17 protein-coding genes are annotated in these 18,087 nt (G+C 60.1%); 6 read left to right on the top strand and 11 right to left on the bottom strand.

All coding sequences use genetic code 11. The features are described from left to right. The 3 genes from BTN45_RS16580 to BTN45_RS16590 all read right to left on the bottom strand — a co-directional run bounded on the left by BTN45_RS16580 (window position 1) and on the right by BTN45_RS16590 (window position 3,635). Window positions 1–1,188: a M20 aminoacylase family protein gene (locus tag BTN45_RS16580; protein ID WP_207590069.1), complete on the bottom strand. Its 1,188-nt coding sequence runs from the start codon at window positions 1,186–1,188 to the stop codon at window positions 1–3. A gap of 78 nt (window positions 1,189–1,266) precedes the next feature. Then, window positions 1,267–2,607 (bottom strand): LLM class flavin-dependent oxidoreductase, encoded by a 1,341-nt coding sequence (locus tag BTN45_RS16585; protein WP_004445454.1) that lies wholly within the window; start codon window positions 2,605–2,607, stop codon window positions 1,267–1,269. Window positions 2,608–2,630: 23 nt separating this feature from the next. Next, entirely contained in the window at window positions 2,631–3,635 is a 1,005-nt protein-coding gene (locus tag BTN45_RS16590) for an LLM class flavin-dependent oxidoreductase (protein ID WP_207590070.1), read from the bottom strand. Window positions 3,636–3,937: 302 nt separating this feature from the next. Here BTN45_RS16590 and BTN45_RS16595 point away from each other — a divergent pair, with 302 nt between their 5' ends. After that, window positions 3,938–4,387: an Rrf2 family transcriptional regulator gene (locus BTN45_RS16595; protein ID WP_207590071.1), complete on the top strand. Its 450-nt coding sequence runs from the start codon at window positions 3,938–3,940 to the stop codon at window positions 4,385–4,387. A gap of 30 nt (window positions 4,388–4,417) precedes the next feature. Here BTN45_RS16595 and BTN45_RS16600 read toward each other — a convergent pair whose 3' ends face one another. From BTN45_RS16600 to BTN45_RS16620, 5 genes are all read right to left on the bottom strand, one after another. Next, window positions 4,418–5,362 carry an acyl-CoA dehydrogenase family protein gene (locus BTN45_RS16600; protein ID WP_207590075.1) on the bottom strand — a complete coding sequence of 315 codons (945 nt, stop codon included), beginning with the start codon at window positions 5,360–5,362 and terminating at the stop codon, window positions 4,418–4,420. Window positions 5,363–5,410: 48 nt separating this feature from the next. Then, window positions 5,411–5,956: a flavin reductase family protein gene (locus tag BTN45_RS16605; RefSeq protein ID WP_004445459.1), complete on the bottom strand. Its 546-nt coding sequence runs from the start codon at window positions 5,954–5,956 to the stop codon at window positions 5,411–5,413. Between the two features lie 180 nt (window positions 5,957–6,136). Beyond that, window positions 6,137–7,306, bottom strand: coding sequence for an FMNH2-dependent alkanesulfonate monooxygenase (ssuD, locus tag BTN45_RS16610; RefSeq protein ID WP_064263547.1), 1,170 nt, complete (start codon window positions 7,304–7,306; stop codon window positions 6,137–6,139). 168 nt (window positions 7,307–7,474) lie between these two features. After that, window positions 7,475–7,672 (bottom strand): hypothetical protein, encoded by a 198-nt coding sequence (locus tag BTN45_RS16615; RefSeq protein WP_004445462.1) that lies wholly within the window; start codon window positions 7,670–7,672, stop codon window positions 7,475–7,477. A gap of 189 nt (window positions 7,673–7,861) precedes the next feature. Then, complete coding sequence (locus BTN45_RS16620) at window positions 7,862–8,464, bottom strand: alpha/beta hydrolase (protein ID WP_064263464.1); 603 nt, start codon at window positions 8,462–8,464, stop codon at window positions 7,862–7,864. Between the two features lie 396 nt (window positions 8,465–8,860). On the opposite strand from BTN45_RS16620, the gene BTN45_RS16625 reads away from it, so the two are divergent. After that, window positions 8,861–9,931: an LLM class flavin-dependent oxidoreductase gene (locus BTN45_RS16625; protein ID WP_207590076.1), complete on the top strand. Its 1,071-nt coding sequence runs from the start codon at window positions 8,861–8,863 to the stop codon at window positions 9,929–9,931. Window positions 9,932–9,988: 57 nt separating this feature from the next. Here the strand turns inward: BTN45_RS16625 and BTN45_RS16630 are convergent, their stop codons facing one another. The 3 genes from BTN45_RS16630 to BTN45_RS16640 all read right to left on the bottom strand — a co-directional run bounded on the left by BTN45_RS16630 (window position 9,989) and on the right by BTN45_RS16640 (window position 13,912). Then, window positions 9,989–11,167, bottom strand: coding sequence for an acyl-CoA dehydrogenase family protein (locus tag BTN45_RS16630; protein WP_207590078.1), 1,179 nt, complete (start codon window positions 11,165–11,167; stop codon window positions 9,989–9,991). Next, on the bottom strand, window positions 11,164–12,195 hold the full coding sequence (locus tag BTN45_RS16635) for an ABC transporter substrate-binding protein (protein WP_207590079.1): 1,032 nt from the start codon (window positions 12,193–12,195) through the stop codon (window positions 11,164–11,166). The genes BTN45_RS16630 and BTN45_RS16635 overlap by 4 nt, the downstream gene beginning before the upstream one ends. Before the next feature lie 109 nt (window positions 12,196–12,304). After that, window positions 12,305–13,912 carry an ABC transporter substrate-binding protein gene (locus BTN45_RS16640; protein ID WP_207590080.1) on the bottom strand — a complete coding sequence of 536 codons (1,608 nt, stop codon included), beginning with the start codon at window positions 13,910–13,912 and terminating at the stop codon, window positions 12,305–12,307. Window positions 13,913–14,181: 269 nt separating this feature from the next. Here BTN45_RS16640 and BTN45_RS16645 point away from each other — a divergent pair, with 269 nt between their 5' ends. Genes BTN45_RS16645 through BTN45_RS16660 form a run of 4 tightly spaced genes read left to right on the top strand, consistent with a single transcriptional unit; the run spans window position 14,182 to window position 18,071 of the window. Then, on the top strand, window positions 14,182–15,171 hold the full coding sequence (locus BTN45_RS16645; protein ID WP_207590081.1) for an ABC transporter permease: 990 nt from the start codon (window positions 14,182–14,184) through the stop codon (window positions 15,169–15,171). Next, on the top strand, window positions 15,168–16,163 hold the full coding sequence (locus tag BTN45_RS16650) for an ABC transporter permease (RefSeq protein WP_004445477.1): 996 nt from the start codon (window positions 15,168–15,170) through the stop codon (window positions 16,161–16,163). The genes BTN45_RS16645 and BTN45_RS16650 overlap by 4 nt, the downstream gene beginning before the upstream one ends. After that, complete coding sequence (locus tag BTN45_RS16655; protein ID WP_004445479.1) at window positions 16,160–17,158, top strand: ABC transporter ATP-binding protein; 999 nt, start codon at window positions 16,160–16,162, stop codon at window positions 17,156–17,158. The genes BTN45_RS16650 and BTN45_RS16655 overlap by 4 nt, the downstream gene beginning before the upstream one ends. Beyond that, window positions 17,136–18,071 (top strand): oligopeptide/dipeptide ABC transporter ATP-binding protein, encoded by a 936-nt coding sequence (locus tag BTN45_RS16660; protein WP_006698435.1) that lies wholly within the window; start codon window positions 17,136–17,138, stop codon window positions 18,069–18,071. Before BTN45_RS16655 ends, BTN45_RS16660 begins: the two co-directional genes overlap by 23 nt. The last annotated feature ends 16 nt before the right edge of the window (window positions 18,072–18,087 follow it).

Below are 18,087 nucleotides of genomic sequence, written 5' to 3' on the forward strand. Positions count from 1 at the left end.
TCAGGAGAGGTAGTCTTCCGCCAGACGCACCCAGAAGCGCGCCGCAGGCGCGATGATCGTATCGTTGAAATCGTAGTGAGGGCTGTGCAGCGGCGCGCTGTCGCCATTGCCGACGAAGAGATAGGAACCAGGCCGCTCCTGCAGCATGAAGGCGAAATCCTCGCTCGCCGTTCTCGGCTGAAAGCTCTCGGCGATCTGTCCTGGCGGGAAGTTCCGTCTGGCGACATCTTGGGCGAAAGCCGTCTGCACGGCATGATTGATGACGGGTGGAAAACCCCGTGAATAAGCAACCTCGGCCTTTGCGCCAAAGCTTTCCGCCTGCGCCTTTGCCAGCGCCGGAAGCCGCTCCTCCAGCCTGTCGCGCACGACCGGCGAGAAGGCGCGTGCAGTGATCTGCAGTTCGACGCTCTCGGGAATGACATTCGAAGCCGTCCCGCCATGAATGGAACCAACCGTCAGCACCGCCATCTCGCGCGGATCGACATTGCGTGAAACGATGCTTTGCAGCGCGGTGACGAAGCTTGCCGAGGCGAGAACCGGGTCGACCGTTTCGTGCGGCGCTGCCCCGTGTCCGCCCCTGCCGACAATCCGCACCTTCGCCTTGTCGACGGAGGCCATTGCAGGACCTTCAACGAAACCGAACTGGCCCGCCTCGACACCCGGCCAGTTATGCAGGCCAAAGACGGCGTCGACCGGAAAGCGTTCGAACAGCCGGTCCTTTATCATCGCCCTTGCGCCGGCGCCGATTTCCTCAGCGGGCTGGAAGATCAGTGTCAACGTGCCGGAAAAACTCGAGGTTTCGGCAAGATAACGGGCTGCTGCGAGCAGGATGGTCGTATGGCCGTCGTGACCGCAGGCATGCATGACACCCGGCGTGTCGCTGGCATAGGCAAGGCCGGTTTCCTCGGCAATGGGCAGCGCGTCGATATCGGCGCGAATACCGAGGCGTTTTTCGCCATGGCCGCGCTTGAGGGTCGCCACAACGCCATGGCCGCCGACGCCCTCCGTCACCTCATATCCGAAGGACAGAAGATAACGGGCGATGAGAGCGGCCGTGCGTTTCTCCTTCAGCGAGAGCTCCGGATGCCGGTGGAGATCGCGCCGGATGGCGATGCTCTCCTCGATGAAGGCAAGGATTCCCCGTTCGGCGTCGTCCTGCGGACGCGCGCCGTCAATGTGGATGTTCATGGTTCTATCTCCTGCACGACCCTTTACGCGCCGCGTCCTGAAAGTCTGCGCCGGCCGGGTCGCCCTCCGGCCGCGATCTTATGCGATGGCCTTGTCCGAACCGCTTTCGCCCCGGGTGTAGACGCTTTCCCGGAAAGGCAGCCCGAGATGGTCGCGCAGCGTCGCCCCGTCCAGATGCGGATCGAAATAGCCCCGCCGCTGCAGCACAGGAATGACAAGGCGGATGAAATCATCCAGCCCTTCGGCGATCACGGGAAAACCGAGAATGAAGCCGTCCGCAGCGTCGTGCTCCACCCAGCGGATGATTTCGTCAGCCACCTTGTCCGGTGTGCCGATGAAACCCTCACGCGGGGTCGCCGCCTCCAGTGCCGCCTCGCGCAGCGTCTGGTTCTTTTCCTTGGCGCGACGCTTGATGCGGTCGGTCGTTGAACGGAAACTGTTCTTGCCGATATCGCCCAGGTCAGGGAAAGGCTCATCCAGCGGATAGACGCTGAAATCATGATGATCGAAGAAGCGGCCGAGATAGGCGAGCGCCTCCTCGATTGTGATGAGGTTGCGGATAACGTCGTATTTCGCCTCCGCTTCTTCCTGGGTCTCGCCGACAATCGGTCCGATGCCTGGGAAGATCTTCACATCGGCAGCAGACCTGCCCTGTGCGACGGCACTCTGCTTGACTCGCTTCAGGAAGGTCTGGTTTTCCTCAAGTGAAGCGGAATTGGTGAAGACCGCATCAGCGTGCTTGCCCGCAAGACCGATGCCGGCATCGGATGAGCCAGCCTGAAACACTACCGGCTGCCCCTGCGGCGAACGCTGGATGTTCAAGGGGCCTTCCACCTGGAAAAAGCGGCCCTTATGGCCGAGGGTGTGAAGTTTGGTGCGGTCGAAAAATTGTCCCGTCTCACGGTTGCGCACAAAGGCATCATCGTCCCAGCTGTCCCACAGACCCTTGATGACTTCGAGATATTCGTCGGCAATCTCATAACGCAGCGCATGTTCAGGATGATTGCGGCTGTAGTTCTTCGCCGTGCCTTCGAGAGGTGTCGTCACCGCATTCCATCCGGCGCGGCCACCGCTCAGGAGATCGAGCGAAGCAAACTGGCGGGCGATGGTGAAGGGGTCGCTATAGGAGGTCGAAACGGTTCCGGCGAGACCGATCTTCGAGGTCACCGCGGCCAGCGCTGAAAGGATCGTCAGCGGCTCGAACCGGTTGAGGAAATGAGGGATCGACTTTTCGTTGATGTAAAGCCCGTCCGCCACGAAAGCGAAGGCGATACCGGCCGCCTCCGCCTTCAACGCATTCTTCCTGAAAAACTCGAAATTGACGCTGGCGTCAACTGGGCTTTTGGGATGCCGCCAGGCGTTCATATGCCCGCCGGGGCCCTGAAGCATGATGCCGAAACGGATTTTCTTTCTCGTCATGTCATTTCCTCCTGAGGACTAAATCACGCCGCCCGGGAAAGGCGGTGCGTGGCCAAGAGTTCGATCGAGGCAAGCCGCTGATCGGCCCCGACATGCGGCGGCTCGATGATGAATTCCTCGATGCCGTGCTCTTCGGAAAGCGCGCGAAGCGCCTTGTGAATATCCTCCGGCCCGCCATGCAGGACATTGGGCTTGCGCTCCTCGATGCGGTAATCGGCATCGCCGGACTGGCGGGCAAATTCCTCCGCCTGTTCACGCCGGCCCAGATTGAAGGCCCTGCCATCACTGAGGAACACCCGGTAAATGCGCTGACCTTCGACCTGCCGCGCGGCATGGGCGGGGTCGCTCGCAGCAAACGCTGACAGTGCAAGGACCGGGGCAACTCCGCCGCTTTCTTCACGGAAAGCCGAAAGGCTGCGGCGGAGAACCTCCACGTCGCCATTGAGATGGCCGGCAAAAACGAAATTCCATCCGCGTGAAGCGGCAAGCCTTGCGCTTTCCGGGCTGGCGCCGAGCAGGAATCGTTCCGCAGCGACCGGCGGTACGGGAGTTGCCCGCAATCCGGCCTGCGCGTGTTCGTGCGGCGCGGCGCCGGACAGGAATGTGGTAAGCTCGCCGAAGGCCGCTTCAAAATCCGGTTTGCGGGCAGGATCATAGGCCTGCTGCAAGGCTGACGTCGCTAGCGGCAGCCCGCCCGGTGTCTTACCGATGCCGAGATCAACCCGGCCAGGCGCGAGCGACGACAGAACGTTGAAAATCTCGGCAACCTTGTAAGGGCTGTAGTGCTGCAGCATGACGCCGCCTGAGCCGACGCGGATGTGGGAGGTCTTCGCCAATATCCACGCAACCAGCGCTTCCGGCGCGGACCCGGCTAGTTCCGGCGAATTGTGATGCTCGGCCACCCAGAAACGGCGGTAGCCCAGCTCTTCGGCACGTCTGGCGAGATTGATCGTGTCGCGGAAAGCACTCGCCGCGTCCTCACCCGTTGGAACAGGGCTCTTGTCCAGCAAACTGAGCGTATACATCATCACCTCGCGTGTCTTTGATGCATACTTTGTCTACGGATTTTATATACTAATAAAGGATGATCGTTCCACGTTGCGGCGCGATGAGAGAAAATATTGTTTTCAGTGGTGTCGAGGAAAGCCGGCGCAGGCGGGAGGCATCCGCAACGCGGAGGTCACCTCAAAATAACGTGGCAACTGGCCGCTTTCAGCACCAAACGAAGGCGAAACGGGCTTGCGCCGAAATTCGGTAAAAACTACTTAGTAACTCAGGAACAATATGGCGAGGCGCTGTAAAACGTGCCATCTCTCTTTCGGATCATGTGATGTTGACCAAAAAAGGCAAATACGGACTAAAGGCACTTGTCGATCTGGCGCGGTTGCCCCAGGGCGAAACCGCCTTCGTGACAGAGATTGCGAGCCGTAACAACATCCCGAAAAAATTTCTCGACACCATTCTTCTGGAACTGCGCAATAGCGGGATCCTGCGCTCCAAGAAGGGGCCCAATGGCGGTTATTCACTGTCGAAAATGCCGTCGGAAATCATGATCGGCCAGGTTATCCGCACGCTGGACGGTCCTCTGGCGCCCATCCGCTGCGCAAGTCGCACAGCCTTTGAAGCCTGTGACGACTGCGATGATCCGGAGACCTGTCAGGTCAGACTTTCGATGACGGACGTGCGTGACGCCATCGCAACGATTCTGGACAATATGACGCTTGCGCAATTCGTGGAGAAGGACGGGCCGCACGCCCACGCCATTCCGGCCGGTCAATAGATTTCGAACGGTCGGTCATTCGCGATCTACTCATTGCCTGCGCAGATCGTCCTCCAGCGAAGCGATCAATCCGTCTTCGCTGACGCCTTCGACAAGACCGAGGCGCGCCATCAGGATTTCAAGCGTGATGGCATTGTTGCGAACCGAGCGAAAGGTGACGTTTTCTGCACCAACCTGTGCCGCATCGATATTGGCCGCAAGGCTTGCTATCTGCGCCCTCAGGAGTTCGATGGCGAGAAATACTTCCCCTATGACGGGTCGTGCCGCACCCTTATCCGCCAGCCTGTCGATCAGCAGGGACGAAAGCTCACCCTGCTTTTGTCCTAACGCCACTGCGGCCCTCAAAAGAGTTGAAACGGAAGTGGCCAGATTTCCGGCGCCCTGAGCCAGGAACACAACCTGATCGGCACGCAACAGACCCTCCCACGACGTATTGGGGCGATTGCGCGAGACGATAAGCAAGGGCTGCCCGGACGTATTGACCGCTGGCACGACGATCCAGTCCGCGTCGCCCCTCACCGACCCAACAACGTCGTCGGGAAGCCGCAGGGCGTAGTCGTCTTCCGTCACCGTAACCGCTTGGTCCAGATTCGCGGCAGACGTTGCCAGTCCGAATGTCTCGCCAAGATCGAGACGGGCGAAAAGCGCCCTGCGCTGCTCTTCGCTGCCCGCATTCCTGATGAACTCAAGGGCAGTGAAATGTTCAACGAGGCCCTGCGCCGCCTCGGCATCGGCTGCTGAAATAATGGCAAGCGCCTGTGACAGAATGTCATTGGTGATATCCGCTCCACCGAGCTCCGTTGGAACGGAAAGAGCGAGAAGGCCGGAACGGGCAATCCGAGCGTGGATGTGTCCTGGACTTTCAACGCCGCAGTTCGCGGCGATTGCCCGTGCGACGGTCAGCACATCAATATCCGCGCCGAGGCGTGGAGGAACGAAACGAAGTCTTTCGCCGAGAGGCGTGACGGATCCCATGCTCAACTCCCTCAAACAATGACAAAGTAACGCGCCGGCGGCCGACGCTTAACCCAGCGAATGATAACGCCCGTTCTGATAGACCAGCGAGTAGCCGGAGCCGACGCGGATCGCCTCCACCTTGCCGATCACGATGACATGGCTATGCCGTTCGATCGCTTCCTCAATGGTGCAGTCGATCGCCGCGACAGCATCCTCGAGAATGGGCGCGCCGCTCGCCAGCCGGGTCCATTCAGCACCGCGATAACGATCCGCACCCTTCAGGCCGCCGATGCCGGCGAACTGGTTGGCGATGAACTGATGGTTGGGGCCGATAATGTTCACGGCGAGATGGCCGAAACGCTGCACGACCGGCCATGTGGACGAGGAGCGATTGAGCGCGACAAGAATTCTGGGGGGATCGACCGACAGCGCCGTGGCCGAGGTTACGGTCGCACCCGTTCGGGCCTCCCCTTCCCCCGCCGTGATCACGCTGACGCCGCCGCCCAGTGTTCTCAGCGCCGCCTTGAGGCTGTCGGCATCCGGAGCCTTGCCGGCAACGGGGTCACGGAGATTGATGAATTGTTGATCCTTGGCCGCATATTGCAATGTCATCGGTGGCTCCTGAAAAAGCTGATTTGTTCAATAGCTAACAGCGGCGATGGGGTGGGAAACAGGCACCTTTTTCCATAATGACAAAATTCTATAGAAATAATGTTTTATATGCTTCTGCACCGTTGCAGCCTGCCGCAGGATACGAGGCGGAGGGAGGATGGCCTGCCTTTCGCAGGCCATTCAGGACCCGGATACAAGCTTGACGTTGCCGCCATGGCCACCGCCGCCAAAGACCTGCTTCGTTCCGAATGACGAGCGGATCTGATCGCGCGGTCCGCCGAGCCCGATTTCCGGGAACAACAGTTCGGAAACGCGATAGGCTTCCTCGAGATGAGGATAGCCGGACGCAATGACGGTATCGATGCCGAGCGCCTGATATTCCCGCAGTCTCGCCGCAACCGTCTTAGGCGAACCGACCAGCGCCGTGCCGGCGCCCGAACGGACGAGCCCGATGCCCGCCCACAGGTTCGGGGAAACCTCGAGCCGGTCGCGTCGGCCGTTGTGCAACGCCTGCATTCGCGCTTGCCCGACGGAATCCGACGCTTTGGAGAATACTTCCTGAGCAGACGCAATGGTCTCGTCGGAGAGCTTCGAAATCAGCCTGTCGGCATCGGCCCAGGCCTCCTCGTCGGTTTCACGCACGATGAAATGCAGGCGAATGCCGAAGGTTACCTCGCGGCCCTTTTTGGCGGCGGCCGCACGTACCTTGGCGATTTTTTCAGCGACCTGTGCCGGCGGCTCGCCCCAGGTGAGATATTTGTCGGTGATACCAGCCGAAAACTCGATGCCGGCATCGGAAGAGCCGCCGAAATAAAGCGGCGGGCGCGGCTCCTGAACCGGCGGCAGGCCGAGCCTTGCGTCCACCGCCTTGATATATTTGCCGTCCAGGCTCCCCTTGCCGGTTTCGATCAGTGAATTGAAAACCTGGAAGAACTCGTCGGCATGGTCGTAACGTTCGTCATGCGGCAGGAAAATGCCGTCGCCGCCCAGTTCCTGCGCGCTGCCGCCAACCACGATGTTGAGAAGCAGCCGTCCATGGGAAACACGATCAAGCGTGGAGGCCAGCCGGGCATAATAGGCGGGTGACGCAACGCCCGGACGGATGGCAACGAGGAATTTCAGCTTCTCTGTATAAGCCGCAAGATTGGCCGCGAGAATAAAGGATTCCTCGCAGGCGACGCCGGTTGGAATGAGCACGCCGGAATAACCCAGCCGATCGGCAGCCTGCGCGATTTCGCGAAAATAGCTGGGATCGGCAGGACGCGCGAGATCGTCGGAGCCCAGATAACTACCGTCGCCCGACGAGGGAATGAACCAAAGAAAATCGAGGGGTTTGTCGGCTGTGCTCATCGGCTGGTCCTTTGCAATCCGCCCTTCGGGCAATGCGTTCTGATGATAAAGGGTAGCCAATTCCCCGGCGCGTTTAAGAAATTTTGTTCCAATTTCCATTCGGCATGGAGAGTTTCTCTCCCGGATAACCCGCCCTGCGAAGCGAAACGAAGCCTCCGCCAATAGCCGTCAGAAGACCGGGTAAAGGCCGAGCATTGCAAAATTCATTTCGCAGATCTCTTCCCGCTCGAGTTCGAGATCGCTTTTTTCTCGCCTGATACGTCCGGAATGGTCCAAGGGATGAAGGCTGACCTGTTCCTCGTCACGCGGCTGACGCCGGGTCAAACCGAACAGATCGAAAGTAAACGCATGAAGTCCCTGTGGCATGTGCGCCTCCTTTGCTCTACTCACTCCATCCTCCGGCGATCATCCAAAATCGTCAATATTTTCGATAAAATTACTATTCTATAATTAGAGGATCATCGGCAAATGTGGACCAAGCTTGCGGCGTGAGGGAAAAAATCCGTTTCCGACGGCCAATGGCAGTACATGGACCGCAAACGGCCACTCTTCTCTTCAAAAATACGCATCACTGAGCGCACTCAGTGTGTTGGACCTCGATCGGGTCCCCGCCTTTGCGGGTGCGTTACCCATCTTCAGCCGTTCGAGCAGAGCATAACCCTCGGGCCATCGTCCGTAGCCGCTGGCAATATTGATATGCCCGACGGCGCCGAGATTGATGAGATCGCTCCCCCACAGGCTGGCACTGCGCGAGAGCTCTTCGGCATCCATGTAGGGATCGTTCATACTGCCCACGACGAGGCTCGGAAAAGCAAGCGGCTGCTGCGGAAATGCGCCGAACCGCACAATACAGGGATGCATCGCCTCCACGCGGTCGAGATGAGCGGGTGCAACCAGAAGCGCGCCCCTGATCTTTGCGGCGGAGGGTCGAGACGCCATATTCGCCACCAACAGGCAACCGAGGCTGTGGGCGACGATATAAGCACTTTCGACGGTCGCCAGCGCTGCCTCCAGACGGTCAAGCCAGTCGTCGAGAACCGGGCATTGCCAATTGTCCTGATCAACCAGTTGGGCATCGGGATCATCCAGCAACCAATGTCGCTGCCAGTGCCCTTCATCCGAACCATTCAGGCCAGGAACAATCAAGGTGGTACACATGCCTGCTCCGTAGGTTGTGTGCGAGTGCACCAAGCATGGTGAATTTTATGATTCCAGTCGACTATGGCCTTGCTCGCCTTTTGGATACACGAGGAAAAACGATCCAGACAAATCCGATAGTTCAGAAAATACGTTCTCGGTCCCCAAGATAATGTCCGTCAGAGGAAATCATTTCCTCAAATTTTTTATGTAGAAAATATGTGCAATTTAGGCTTCCCAGACGGAAAGCTTTTCCTCTGCCCGACAACAAAAGAAACGTCGCTGCTTCGCCGGGCCGTCGCCGCTTTGCCATTCTCGCACGTGGGTAGGCTTGCGCTTCCCGTAGCCCAAGTGGCAGAGGCCGGGCTTTGGCAGAGCCGCTCCGCCGCACCACAAACGAAAATTCAGGCGGATAATGTGAGCAGCACGAGCGAATTTCTCTGGTACATCCCCAATGACGTCAAACCCGGTCACCGTGGCGATGCCGTCAGCGATAATCACAACAGTCTCGACACGTTGACGGGCCATGCCAGGGCGCTTGAAACCCATGGCTGGAAAGGCGCGCTGGTCGGCACGGGTTGGGGAAGACCCGACACTTTCACGGTGGCGGCGGCGCTTACTGCGCGCACCACCACATTCGAACCGCTGATCGCCATCCGCCCCGGCTACTGGAAACCGGCCAACCTCGCATCGGCAGCCGCCACCCTCGACCAGCTTTCGGGTGGCAGGGTCAGGATCAACATCGTCTCCGGCAGGGATGAGCTTGCGGCCTATGGCGACGAAGAAGGCGATCAGGCGCAGCGTTATGCCCGCACGAAAGAATTCATGCGGCTGGTGCGGCGGCTCTGGACAGAGGAAAACGTCTCGTTCGAAGGTGAGCATTTCCGGGTGAAGAACTCCACTGTCCTGCCGCGCATCGCGCCGCGCGAAGGCAGGCCGCATCCCAAACTCTATTTCGGCGGCGCTTCCGAAGCAGCCGAGCAGGTTGCCGCAACCGAGGCCGACGTGCAGCTTTTCTGGGGAGAGCCGCTCGCCGGTGTGCGTGAGCGGATAGAACGGCTCAGGTACCTCAGTGAAAGGCTCGGCCGCGATCTGCCGCCGCTGCAATTCGGCCTGCGGATCACCACACTGGTGCGCGAAACCACCGCCGAGGCGTGGCGCGATGCGGAAGCAAAGGTTGCCGAGATGGCCGCAAACAATGGCGTGCGCTGGAACGACCATCTTCAGGCAGTCGCAGTCGGCCAGCGCCGCCTTCTGGACTTGCACCGGCAGAGCGACGTGCTGGACGACAATCTTTACACCGCTCCGGGCAAATTCGGTGGCGGCGGCGCCGGGACGACCTGGCTTGTAGGATCAGCGGAAGATGTCGCAACGTCGCTCAAGAAGTATCGTGCGTTGGGGATCACCCATTTCGTGCTGTCCGATACGCCCTATCTGAAAGAAATTGAGCGGCAGGGCGACAGGCTGCTGCCGCTGCTGCGGGATTGATGCGGTGACGCTGCCGGGCGACCCTGCTGGAACAGGGCCGCCCAATGCCTTCTCCGGTCAGCCGCCGGCTGCCTTGATGCTCTGGCGGCCAAGGATCGTGCGGATCATATGGCTCTGCGGCGCATGCGCCCGTGCCGTGATGGCATCGCGGTGATGGCGCTCAAGATTGTAGTCCCGGCGCAGGCCGCGGTTGCCGCCCAGTTCCAAAGCCAGATCCGTCACCGCCACCGCATTGTCAATCACGACATGGCGAACGGCCAGTGCATCGGTTCCCACTCTCTCCCCGACATCGATATCCCGGGCGACGGACGCAAGCAGGCGTCTGTTCGCCGCCAGCAATACTTCGATCTGACCGAGACCTTCCTGAATGCGGGGGATGGAGGACAGCGGTGCCCCGAGACTCGCCGGAACATGGCCATTAAGATGGCGCAGCAGATCGTCCCGCGCCGAGAGCGCGACGCCGTGATAGACGGAAGCCAGCAGCACGAAGAAATTGTAACCGTCCACTTCATCGCGCCGCAGCGGCTCATCCGCCGGTTGCTCGGCCACGATATCGGCAAGTGGCACCCTGACGTCCTCCAACACCAGATCATGACTGGCGGTGGCGTACATGCCGGTCGCTTCCCATGCCTTTTCCTGGGTGATTCCAGTCGCGTCGAGAGGAACCAGGAGCTGGATGAGGCGCGGCGTCTCTTCCGTCGTCACGGCGAGCACGATCGCCCATTTCAGGCCCGGCAGGCCAGTCACGAAGCTCTTGCGGCCGTTGACGACCCAGACATCGCCCTCAATTCGCGCCGTTGTTTCCGGCAGGCCGCCATGGGCCGGCGAACCGACACCCGGCTCTGCCTGCGCGTTGTTGAGGAGTGCCAATTCCCGGCCATTGGCGGCCAGCACCCTTGCGGCCAGTGCCGCCGGCCACTTGCCGCGCCGGATCGCGGCATGGACGCTATAATGCATGGCGAGGATGAGAGCGGTCGACGGATCGCCCTTGGCGATGGCTGTGATGACGGCATGGGTCGTTTCCATGCCCTCGCCCCAGCCGCCATCCTTCTCGGCCGTGACAAGACCCAGCAGTCCGGACTTGAAAAGCGCCTCGAAATTATCCGCAGCGAATTCACCGCTTTTGTCATGGTCCGCAGCCGTCAGGCTGAAATCTTCGGCCAGCGCGGTTGCCACGGCGACCGGATCGGCTCGCTGCGCCGGCGCGTTCGGAACGGCGGAAAGTGCGACGCTCATGCCACCGCCCTTTCATTCGCCGTAACGAAACGATCATCGATCCAGTCCTCAAGATTGAAGTCGTTTTCGAGAAAGCCCCACTGGTGCAGGAAGTCTTTGTAATGGCCCACGGCACCGACAAGGTCGGCATCGAGGCCAAGGCCAAGATGGCGGTGAACCTCCGGGCCGTTTGCGGCCAGAACCTGCTCTTCGGTCGCGCCAGCCTCACGCGCAATGAAACGGCGCGTCTCCTCGGGGTGCTGCTCCGCCCAGAGCGAGGCTTTGCCGATGGCAGCAACCAGCCGCTCGACCAGATCGGGACGCTCATCGGCAAGCCGCCCATCCACCGTCAACACCCGGGGTGAACCGGAATTGATGCGTATCTTCGGATCGGGGTGAAAACCGAACTCCGCCACCTGCACGGCGCCGATCAGATTGGCGGCGGCAATGCCAGCCGTTCCCTTGACAAAAATCGCATCGACCTCGCCCCGCAGGAGCGCGATGATCTCCTCGCCGAAGGATTGCCGGCGCTTCAGGCCGAACAGCGACGGCCCTTCCTGCGAGGCGAGCACCGAATCCTTGATGACAATATCCTTGAGTTCGATATCCTCGACCTTCAGCCCTTCCAGCGAGAGCGCCGAAACGATGCCCTTCAGCGCCGTCGCCCGCATGAAATCGACGATGCCCTCCGGCCGGCGCGGCACGCCGAAACGGCGACCGACGAGATCGGCAAGCGAACGGATACCGGTTTCCGGCAGGGTAATGATCGCCTGAAACTCATCCGTCCACGTCACCCCGACGAGACGCGTATTGCGCCCTTCCGAGCGGGCACGGATGGGCGGCACATTGCCGCCATGGCGGAACGACCATTCCAGCGTGTGGTTGAAATGGCTCTGGCGAACGGAGCGGTCAGGTGAGTCGATGATGGATTTCAGCGCTATGCCGGCCTCTTTGAAGGTCTGCTCGAGATAACCCAGCTGCGCCGCGAGCCCCACTGGCGTGGGCACCGGGCAGCGTGTGTACCAGATTTCAGAAAGTGTCGTGCTCATGGAATGGCCTCAATGAAACGATGGCACCGGAAAGCGAAGCTGCGGCGCCCGTCGGCTGAAGGGAGACATCCCGGCCCGCCGCAAGGGCGAGCCGGGTCTGGTGAGACGATCAGGATGCGGCGATATGCGCGAAGGCGAGGCTTCCCGCCACACCTTCGGCACCGATGGTGTGATCGGCGATACGCTTGTTGTAGATGGTGATTTCAGGTGCTGCGACGATGTCGATGGCCGGCACGTCCTCGACGAGGATCTGCTGGATCTCCTTCCATTGCGCAACGCGCTTGTCGGGATCGATCTCGATGGCTGCGGCTTCAAGAAGTGCATCCACCTTATGATTGCTGTAAGCCGCGCCATTGGAGAAAGGCACGCCCTTCTTGAAGTTCTTTGACCAATAAAGCCGCTGCACACCCACGGTCGGATCAAAGAGATTGCTCATGCCCTCATAGGCAAAATCGAAGTCGCGGTCCGTGTAGATACGCTTGGTGTAGGTGGCGAAGTCCTGCGTGCGTACCGTCACATCAACGCCGACTTTCGCCAGCGCCTGGCGAATATAATCTGCGCCGCGCGGATAGGCCTCGGTGCTCGGCACGTAATCCAGATTGAGCTTGAAACGGATGCCATCGGCACCGCGCTTGTATCCGGCCTCATCGAGCAGCGCTTCGGCGGCCTTCAGATCGATCGGATAGGTCTTCAGATCATCCACGAACCATTTCGTGAGCTTCGGATTGATTGGCCCGGTGATCGTCGCGCCGTAACCATAGTTGACGGTGTTGAAGATGACGTTGCGGTCAATGACATGCGCGAAGGCGCGACGGACACGGACATCCTTGAAGACATCCTTTTCAAGGTTGAACTCCACGCGGCTGATCGAGTTGGTATATTGATAGCCATTGGTCTCGAAGCCGAGGCTCGGAAGCTCCTTCAAACGGTCGAGATCGCTATAGGCAACCGGCGTGCTGGGCGCGAGATCGATTTCGCCGGTTTCAATGGCAATCGCGCGGGCGGAAGCATCAGGAATGAAGCGAACGATGAGCTTGTCGAGATAGGGGCGCGGCGCATCCCAATAATCGGCATTGCGCTCGAAAACGATATGGCTGCCGCGTACCCATTCCTTGAACTTGAACGGGCCGGTGCCAACGGGTGCGAGATTGACCGGGTTTTCGGTCACTTTCGTCCCTTCATAGAGGTGTTTCGGCACGATCGGCGTTTCAGCGGCGGCGAGCGCCGTAATGAGGTAGGGCGCGGGCTTGGAAAGCACCAGCACCGCCGTCAGCTCGTCCGGCGTCTCGACGGCAGTCAAATTGAGGAATGTGTTGCGGCCGCGCGGATGCACTTCCTTGATGGCGTTGATGGAGAACGCCACATCGGCGGATGTGAAGGGCTTGCCGTCATGCCATTTAACGCCGGGTCTCAGCTTGAAGGTGTAACGCAGGCCATCCGCGCTCACATCCCATGATTTTGCCAGCAGCGGCTTGGGATTGAGATCGAAATCATAGGTCAGCAGACCCTCGGTGACCTTCGGTGATATATAGACGGAATTATAGGCCGTGTGCGCAATCGTCGTCAGCACCGGCGGTTCCGACGAGATAAGCAACGTGGCTGTTCCGCCACTGGCAGGCTCTGCCGCGCGAAGCTTCAGCCCAGGCAAAGACACCACGCCAAGGGCGACCGACGCCAGCAGAAATCCCCGCCGCGTCGTCTGGTTGAAAACAGTCATGCGATACCCTCTTCTTGATTGAACCGGCAAAAAACCGGCGAAACTGGACTCTTGCGCTTGGGAAGAAGTTTGTTCCTCGGACGAGAACGAGATTGGGATAGTGAACCAACCATTCTCACAAATAGGAATTATCTTTTCTTTAAGGCGCGATTTTCCGTAAATTTCAGAAAATAATTCTATTACTCTTTGACAAATTCCATAAAATTAGTCAACTAATGTCCGTGCCTTGACCGGCGGATTTGTGTTTTAACGATTGCGGACTGGAGCCGATGTCAAATTCGAAAAGGATTTTATCGCAGGCGAAACGGGTGGCCATTCAGGCCGTCCCGACGGTTCTCGGTATCGTCATTCTGAACTTCTTCCTGCTGCAGTTGGCGCCGGGCGATGCCGCAGATGTGCTGGCTGCGGAAGCGGGTTCGGCGACCGTCGAAACCATGGCGGAAATCCGCAATCGTTTCGGGCTGGACCTGCCGGTCCTGCACCAGCTGATGAATTATCTCGGCAATCTCGCCCAGTTCAGCCTCGGATTTTCGCCGCGCTACGGCATGCCGGTGGCTGATCTCATCGGGCAGCGCCTGCCGGGCACGCTTGCCTTGATGGGCGCGGCGCTCGGCATTGCGATTTTCGTCGGCGTGTTTCTCGGCTCCATCATGGCGCTTTTCTCCGGCAAGCTGCCGGATCGGATCATTTCCATCGGCTCGCTGATCTTTTATTCCGTACCCGGTTTCTGGATCGGGTTGATGCTGATCCTTACCTTTTCGGTGAAGCTCGGCTGGCTTCCCTCGGGCGGCGACAGCACCATTGGCAGCAGCCTCACCGGGTTTTCCGCCATCCTGGACCGGCTGCGTTACATCGTGCTTCCTGCCCTGTCGCTGGCGCTTTATTTTCTGGCGATCTACGCCCGCCTCACCCGCGCGGCGATGCTGGAAGTGAAATCGCAGGACTATGTGCGCACGGCCCGGGCCAAGGGTGTTTCACCGATCAGGCTGACCACACGCCACATTCTGCGCAATGCGCTGATCCCCATCACAACCATGGCCGGCATGCATATTGGCGGCCTGCTTGGTGGTGCTGTCGTGGTCGAAACCGTATTCAGCTGGCCCGGCCTTGGCCGCCTTGCTTTCGAAGCCGTCATGGCGCGGGATTTCAGCGTTCTGCTCGGCATTCTGCTTCTCTCCTCCCTCGTCGTTATCATCGTCAATGCCGCCGTGGACCTGTTGCAGGCATGGCTTGACCCCCGCATTGGAGAAAGCCGATGAATTCCTCCCATACATCAGCGGTTCTCGACACGGCCGAACTCGGCGCTGAAGAAACCAGCCCCAAACCGAAGAAGCCCGAAGAAAAGACCTGGCCCTATATCCATGCGCCGGATGCGCTCTCGGCCCGCTCCGTTTCCGTGCCCCGGCGCGGCCTGCGGCGGGAACTGAAAATCTTCCTCACCAATCCCAACGCCATCGTAGGGCTGCTGTTTCTCGCGACCGTCATCGTTACCGCGCTGATCGCCCCCTTGATCTATCCCGGCGATCCGCTGGAAATGGTGGCCCGCCCGTTCCTGTGGCCCGGCCAGAACGCGGCCTACCCGCTTGGCACAGATTCCATGGGCCGGGATGTTCTGGCGGGCATCGTGCATGGTGCGCGCATCTCACTCACCGTCGGTGTCGTGGCGACACTGATCGGGCTCACCATCGGCATCGCCGTTGGCGCTTTCGCCGGTTATTTCGGCGGCATCATTGACGATATCCTCGTCAAGCTGATCGAAATCTTCCAGACCTTGCCCAACTTTGTGCTGCTGGTCGTGCTCGTCGCCATCGCCCAGCCTTCAGTCACCACGGTCACCTCGGCGATCGGCATCATCACCTGGCCACTGGTGGCACGCCTCACCCGCGCCGAATTCCGCGCCATCCGCGAGAAGGACTACGTGCTTGCCGCGCGCAGCCTCGGTTACGGCCATGCGCGCATCGTGTTTCAGGAAATCCTGCCCAACGCGCTGCCGCCGATCATCGTCACCTCCTCGGTCATGGTGGCGGGCGCAATCCTCATGGAAGCAGCACTTTCCTTCATGGGCCTTGGTGACCCCAACCGCGTTTCCTGGGGGTCGATGATCGGGTCCGGCCGTGATGTCATCCGCACCGCCTGGTATCTGACCGCCCTTCCCGGCCTCGCCATCGTCTTCACCGTCATTTCGCTGAACCTCATCAGCGATGGCCTCAACGATGCGCTCAACCCCCGTTTTTCGGAAGAACGCCGATGAGCAAACTGATTGAAGTCCATGATCTCTCCGTCAGCTTCGGCTCTGCCCAGCCCGTCAAAGGCGTCAGTTTCGATGTCAGCCCCGGTGAAATGCTCGCGATCGTCGGAGAGAGCGGCTCGGGCAAATCCCTGACGGCACTTGGCCTGATCGGCCTCCTGCCCTCCCACGCCAAGACGGGCGGGCGGGTTCTGCTCGAAGGGCGCGATCTGCTGCCGCTTTCGGAAAAACAATGGCGCGGCATTCGCGGTCGCGATATCGGCATGATCTTTCAGGAGCCTATGACCTCGCTGAACCCGGTTCTGACTGTTGGCGAACAGATCATCGAGGTGCTGCGCATCCATGAGAAGATCGATCGACATCAGGCCCGCAAACGGGCCATTGAGCTCCTCGACCTCGTCAACATTCCCGATGCCAGCCGTAGAGTGGATGATTATCCGCACCAGCTGTCCGGCGGCATGCGACAGCGCGTGATGATCGCCATCGGCGTTGCCTGCAATCCGAAACTGCTGATTGCCGACGAGGCAACGACGGCGCTCGACGTGACGATACAGGCGCAGATACTCCAGCTGCTCGACAATCTGCGCCGTGATCTCAACATGGCCGTCATCCTCATCACCCACGATCTCGGCATCGTGGCGCAATGGGCGGACCGGGTGATGGTCATGTATGCCGGACGCAAGGTGGAGGAAGGCTTGCCGGAACCGGTTTTCTCCACTCCCTACCACCCCTATACGCGCGGCCTGCTTGCCGCCTCGCCGCGCGCCGAAGACGGCCAGCATTATCGCGATGGGCCGCTCATCGAAATTCCCGGCTCCATCGTTTCCGCCACGGGGGAACGCGGCTGCGCCTTCCGGCCGCGTTGTCCGAGCGCCCGCGGTTTCTGCGGGCAATATGTACCACCGCTGAGGCAGATTTCAGACGGCCGTTACGCCGCCTGCCCCTTCGTTGCTCCAACATCTCAGGAGATACCCAATGGCGCTCTTGTCGGTGCATAGTCTTTCCACCCATTATACGGGCGGACGCGGCACGGTGCGCGCCGTCGATGACGTGTCGCTCGATATCGAGGCGGGTGAAACCGTTGCCCTGGTGGGCGAATCCGGTTGCGGCAAGTCTTCGCTCGGCAAGTCCCTGATGCGACTGGTCGAACCGTCTTCCGGCAGGATCACCTTCAAGGGTGCGGATGTGACCGCAATGACATCGTCCGAACTGCGCGGCATTCGCCGCCGCATCCAGATGATCTTTCAGGATCCCTTTGCCTCGCTCAATCCCCGCCAGACGGTGCGCACCATCCTTACCGGGCCGTTGAAGGTGCACGGCATAGGAGACCGGGCGCGCCAGCGGGAGATCGTTGAAGCCATCGTCGCGCAGGTGGGCCTGCCGGCGGATTCACTCGACCGTTATCCGCATGAATTCTCGGGCGGCCAGCGCCAGCGTATCGGCATTGCCCGCGCACTTGTTCTGGAACCGGAACTGGTCGTCTGTGACGAGCCGGTCTCGGCGCTCGATCTTTCGATACAGGCGCAGATTCTCAATCTTCTGGTGGAGATGAAGAAGCGGCTTTCGCTGTCCTATCTCTTCGTCTCGCACGACCTTTCCGTGGTGCGTTATTTTTCCGATCGCGTGCTGGTCATGTATCTTGGCAAGATCGTCGAAAGCGCGCCCACATCGGAACTCTGGGCATCCCCGAAACACCCCTATACCCGCGCGCTTCTCGCCGCCGTTCCGGATCCCGCCCGCCGCAAGCAGGCGGCCCCCATTTCGGGCGATCTGCCGAGCCCGCACAATCCGCCATCCGGCTGCCGGTTCCATACACGCTGCCCGCTCGCCACCGATCTCTGTCGCGAAAAAGCACCTGACTATACCCTTTTCGGCAAGAACCACGCCGTGGCCTGCCACCATGCCCAATAAACTGAAGGAGCAACCA

Origin of the sequence: Rhizobium sp. ZX09 (assembly GCF_017357485.1) — a bacterium.
GTDB classification, from domain to species: Bacteria; Pseudomonadota; Alphaproteobacteria; order Rhizobiales; family Rhizobiaceae; genus Agrobacterium; species Agrobacterium pusense.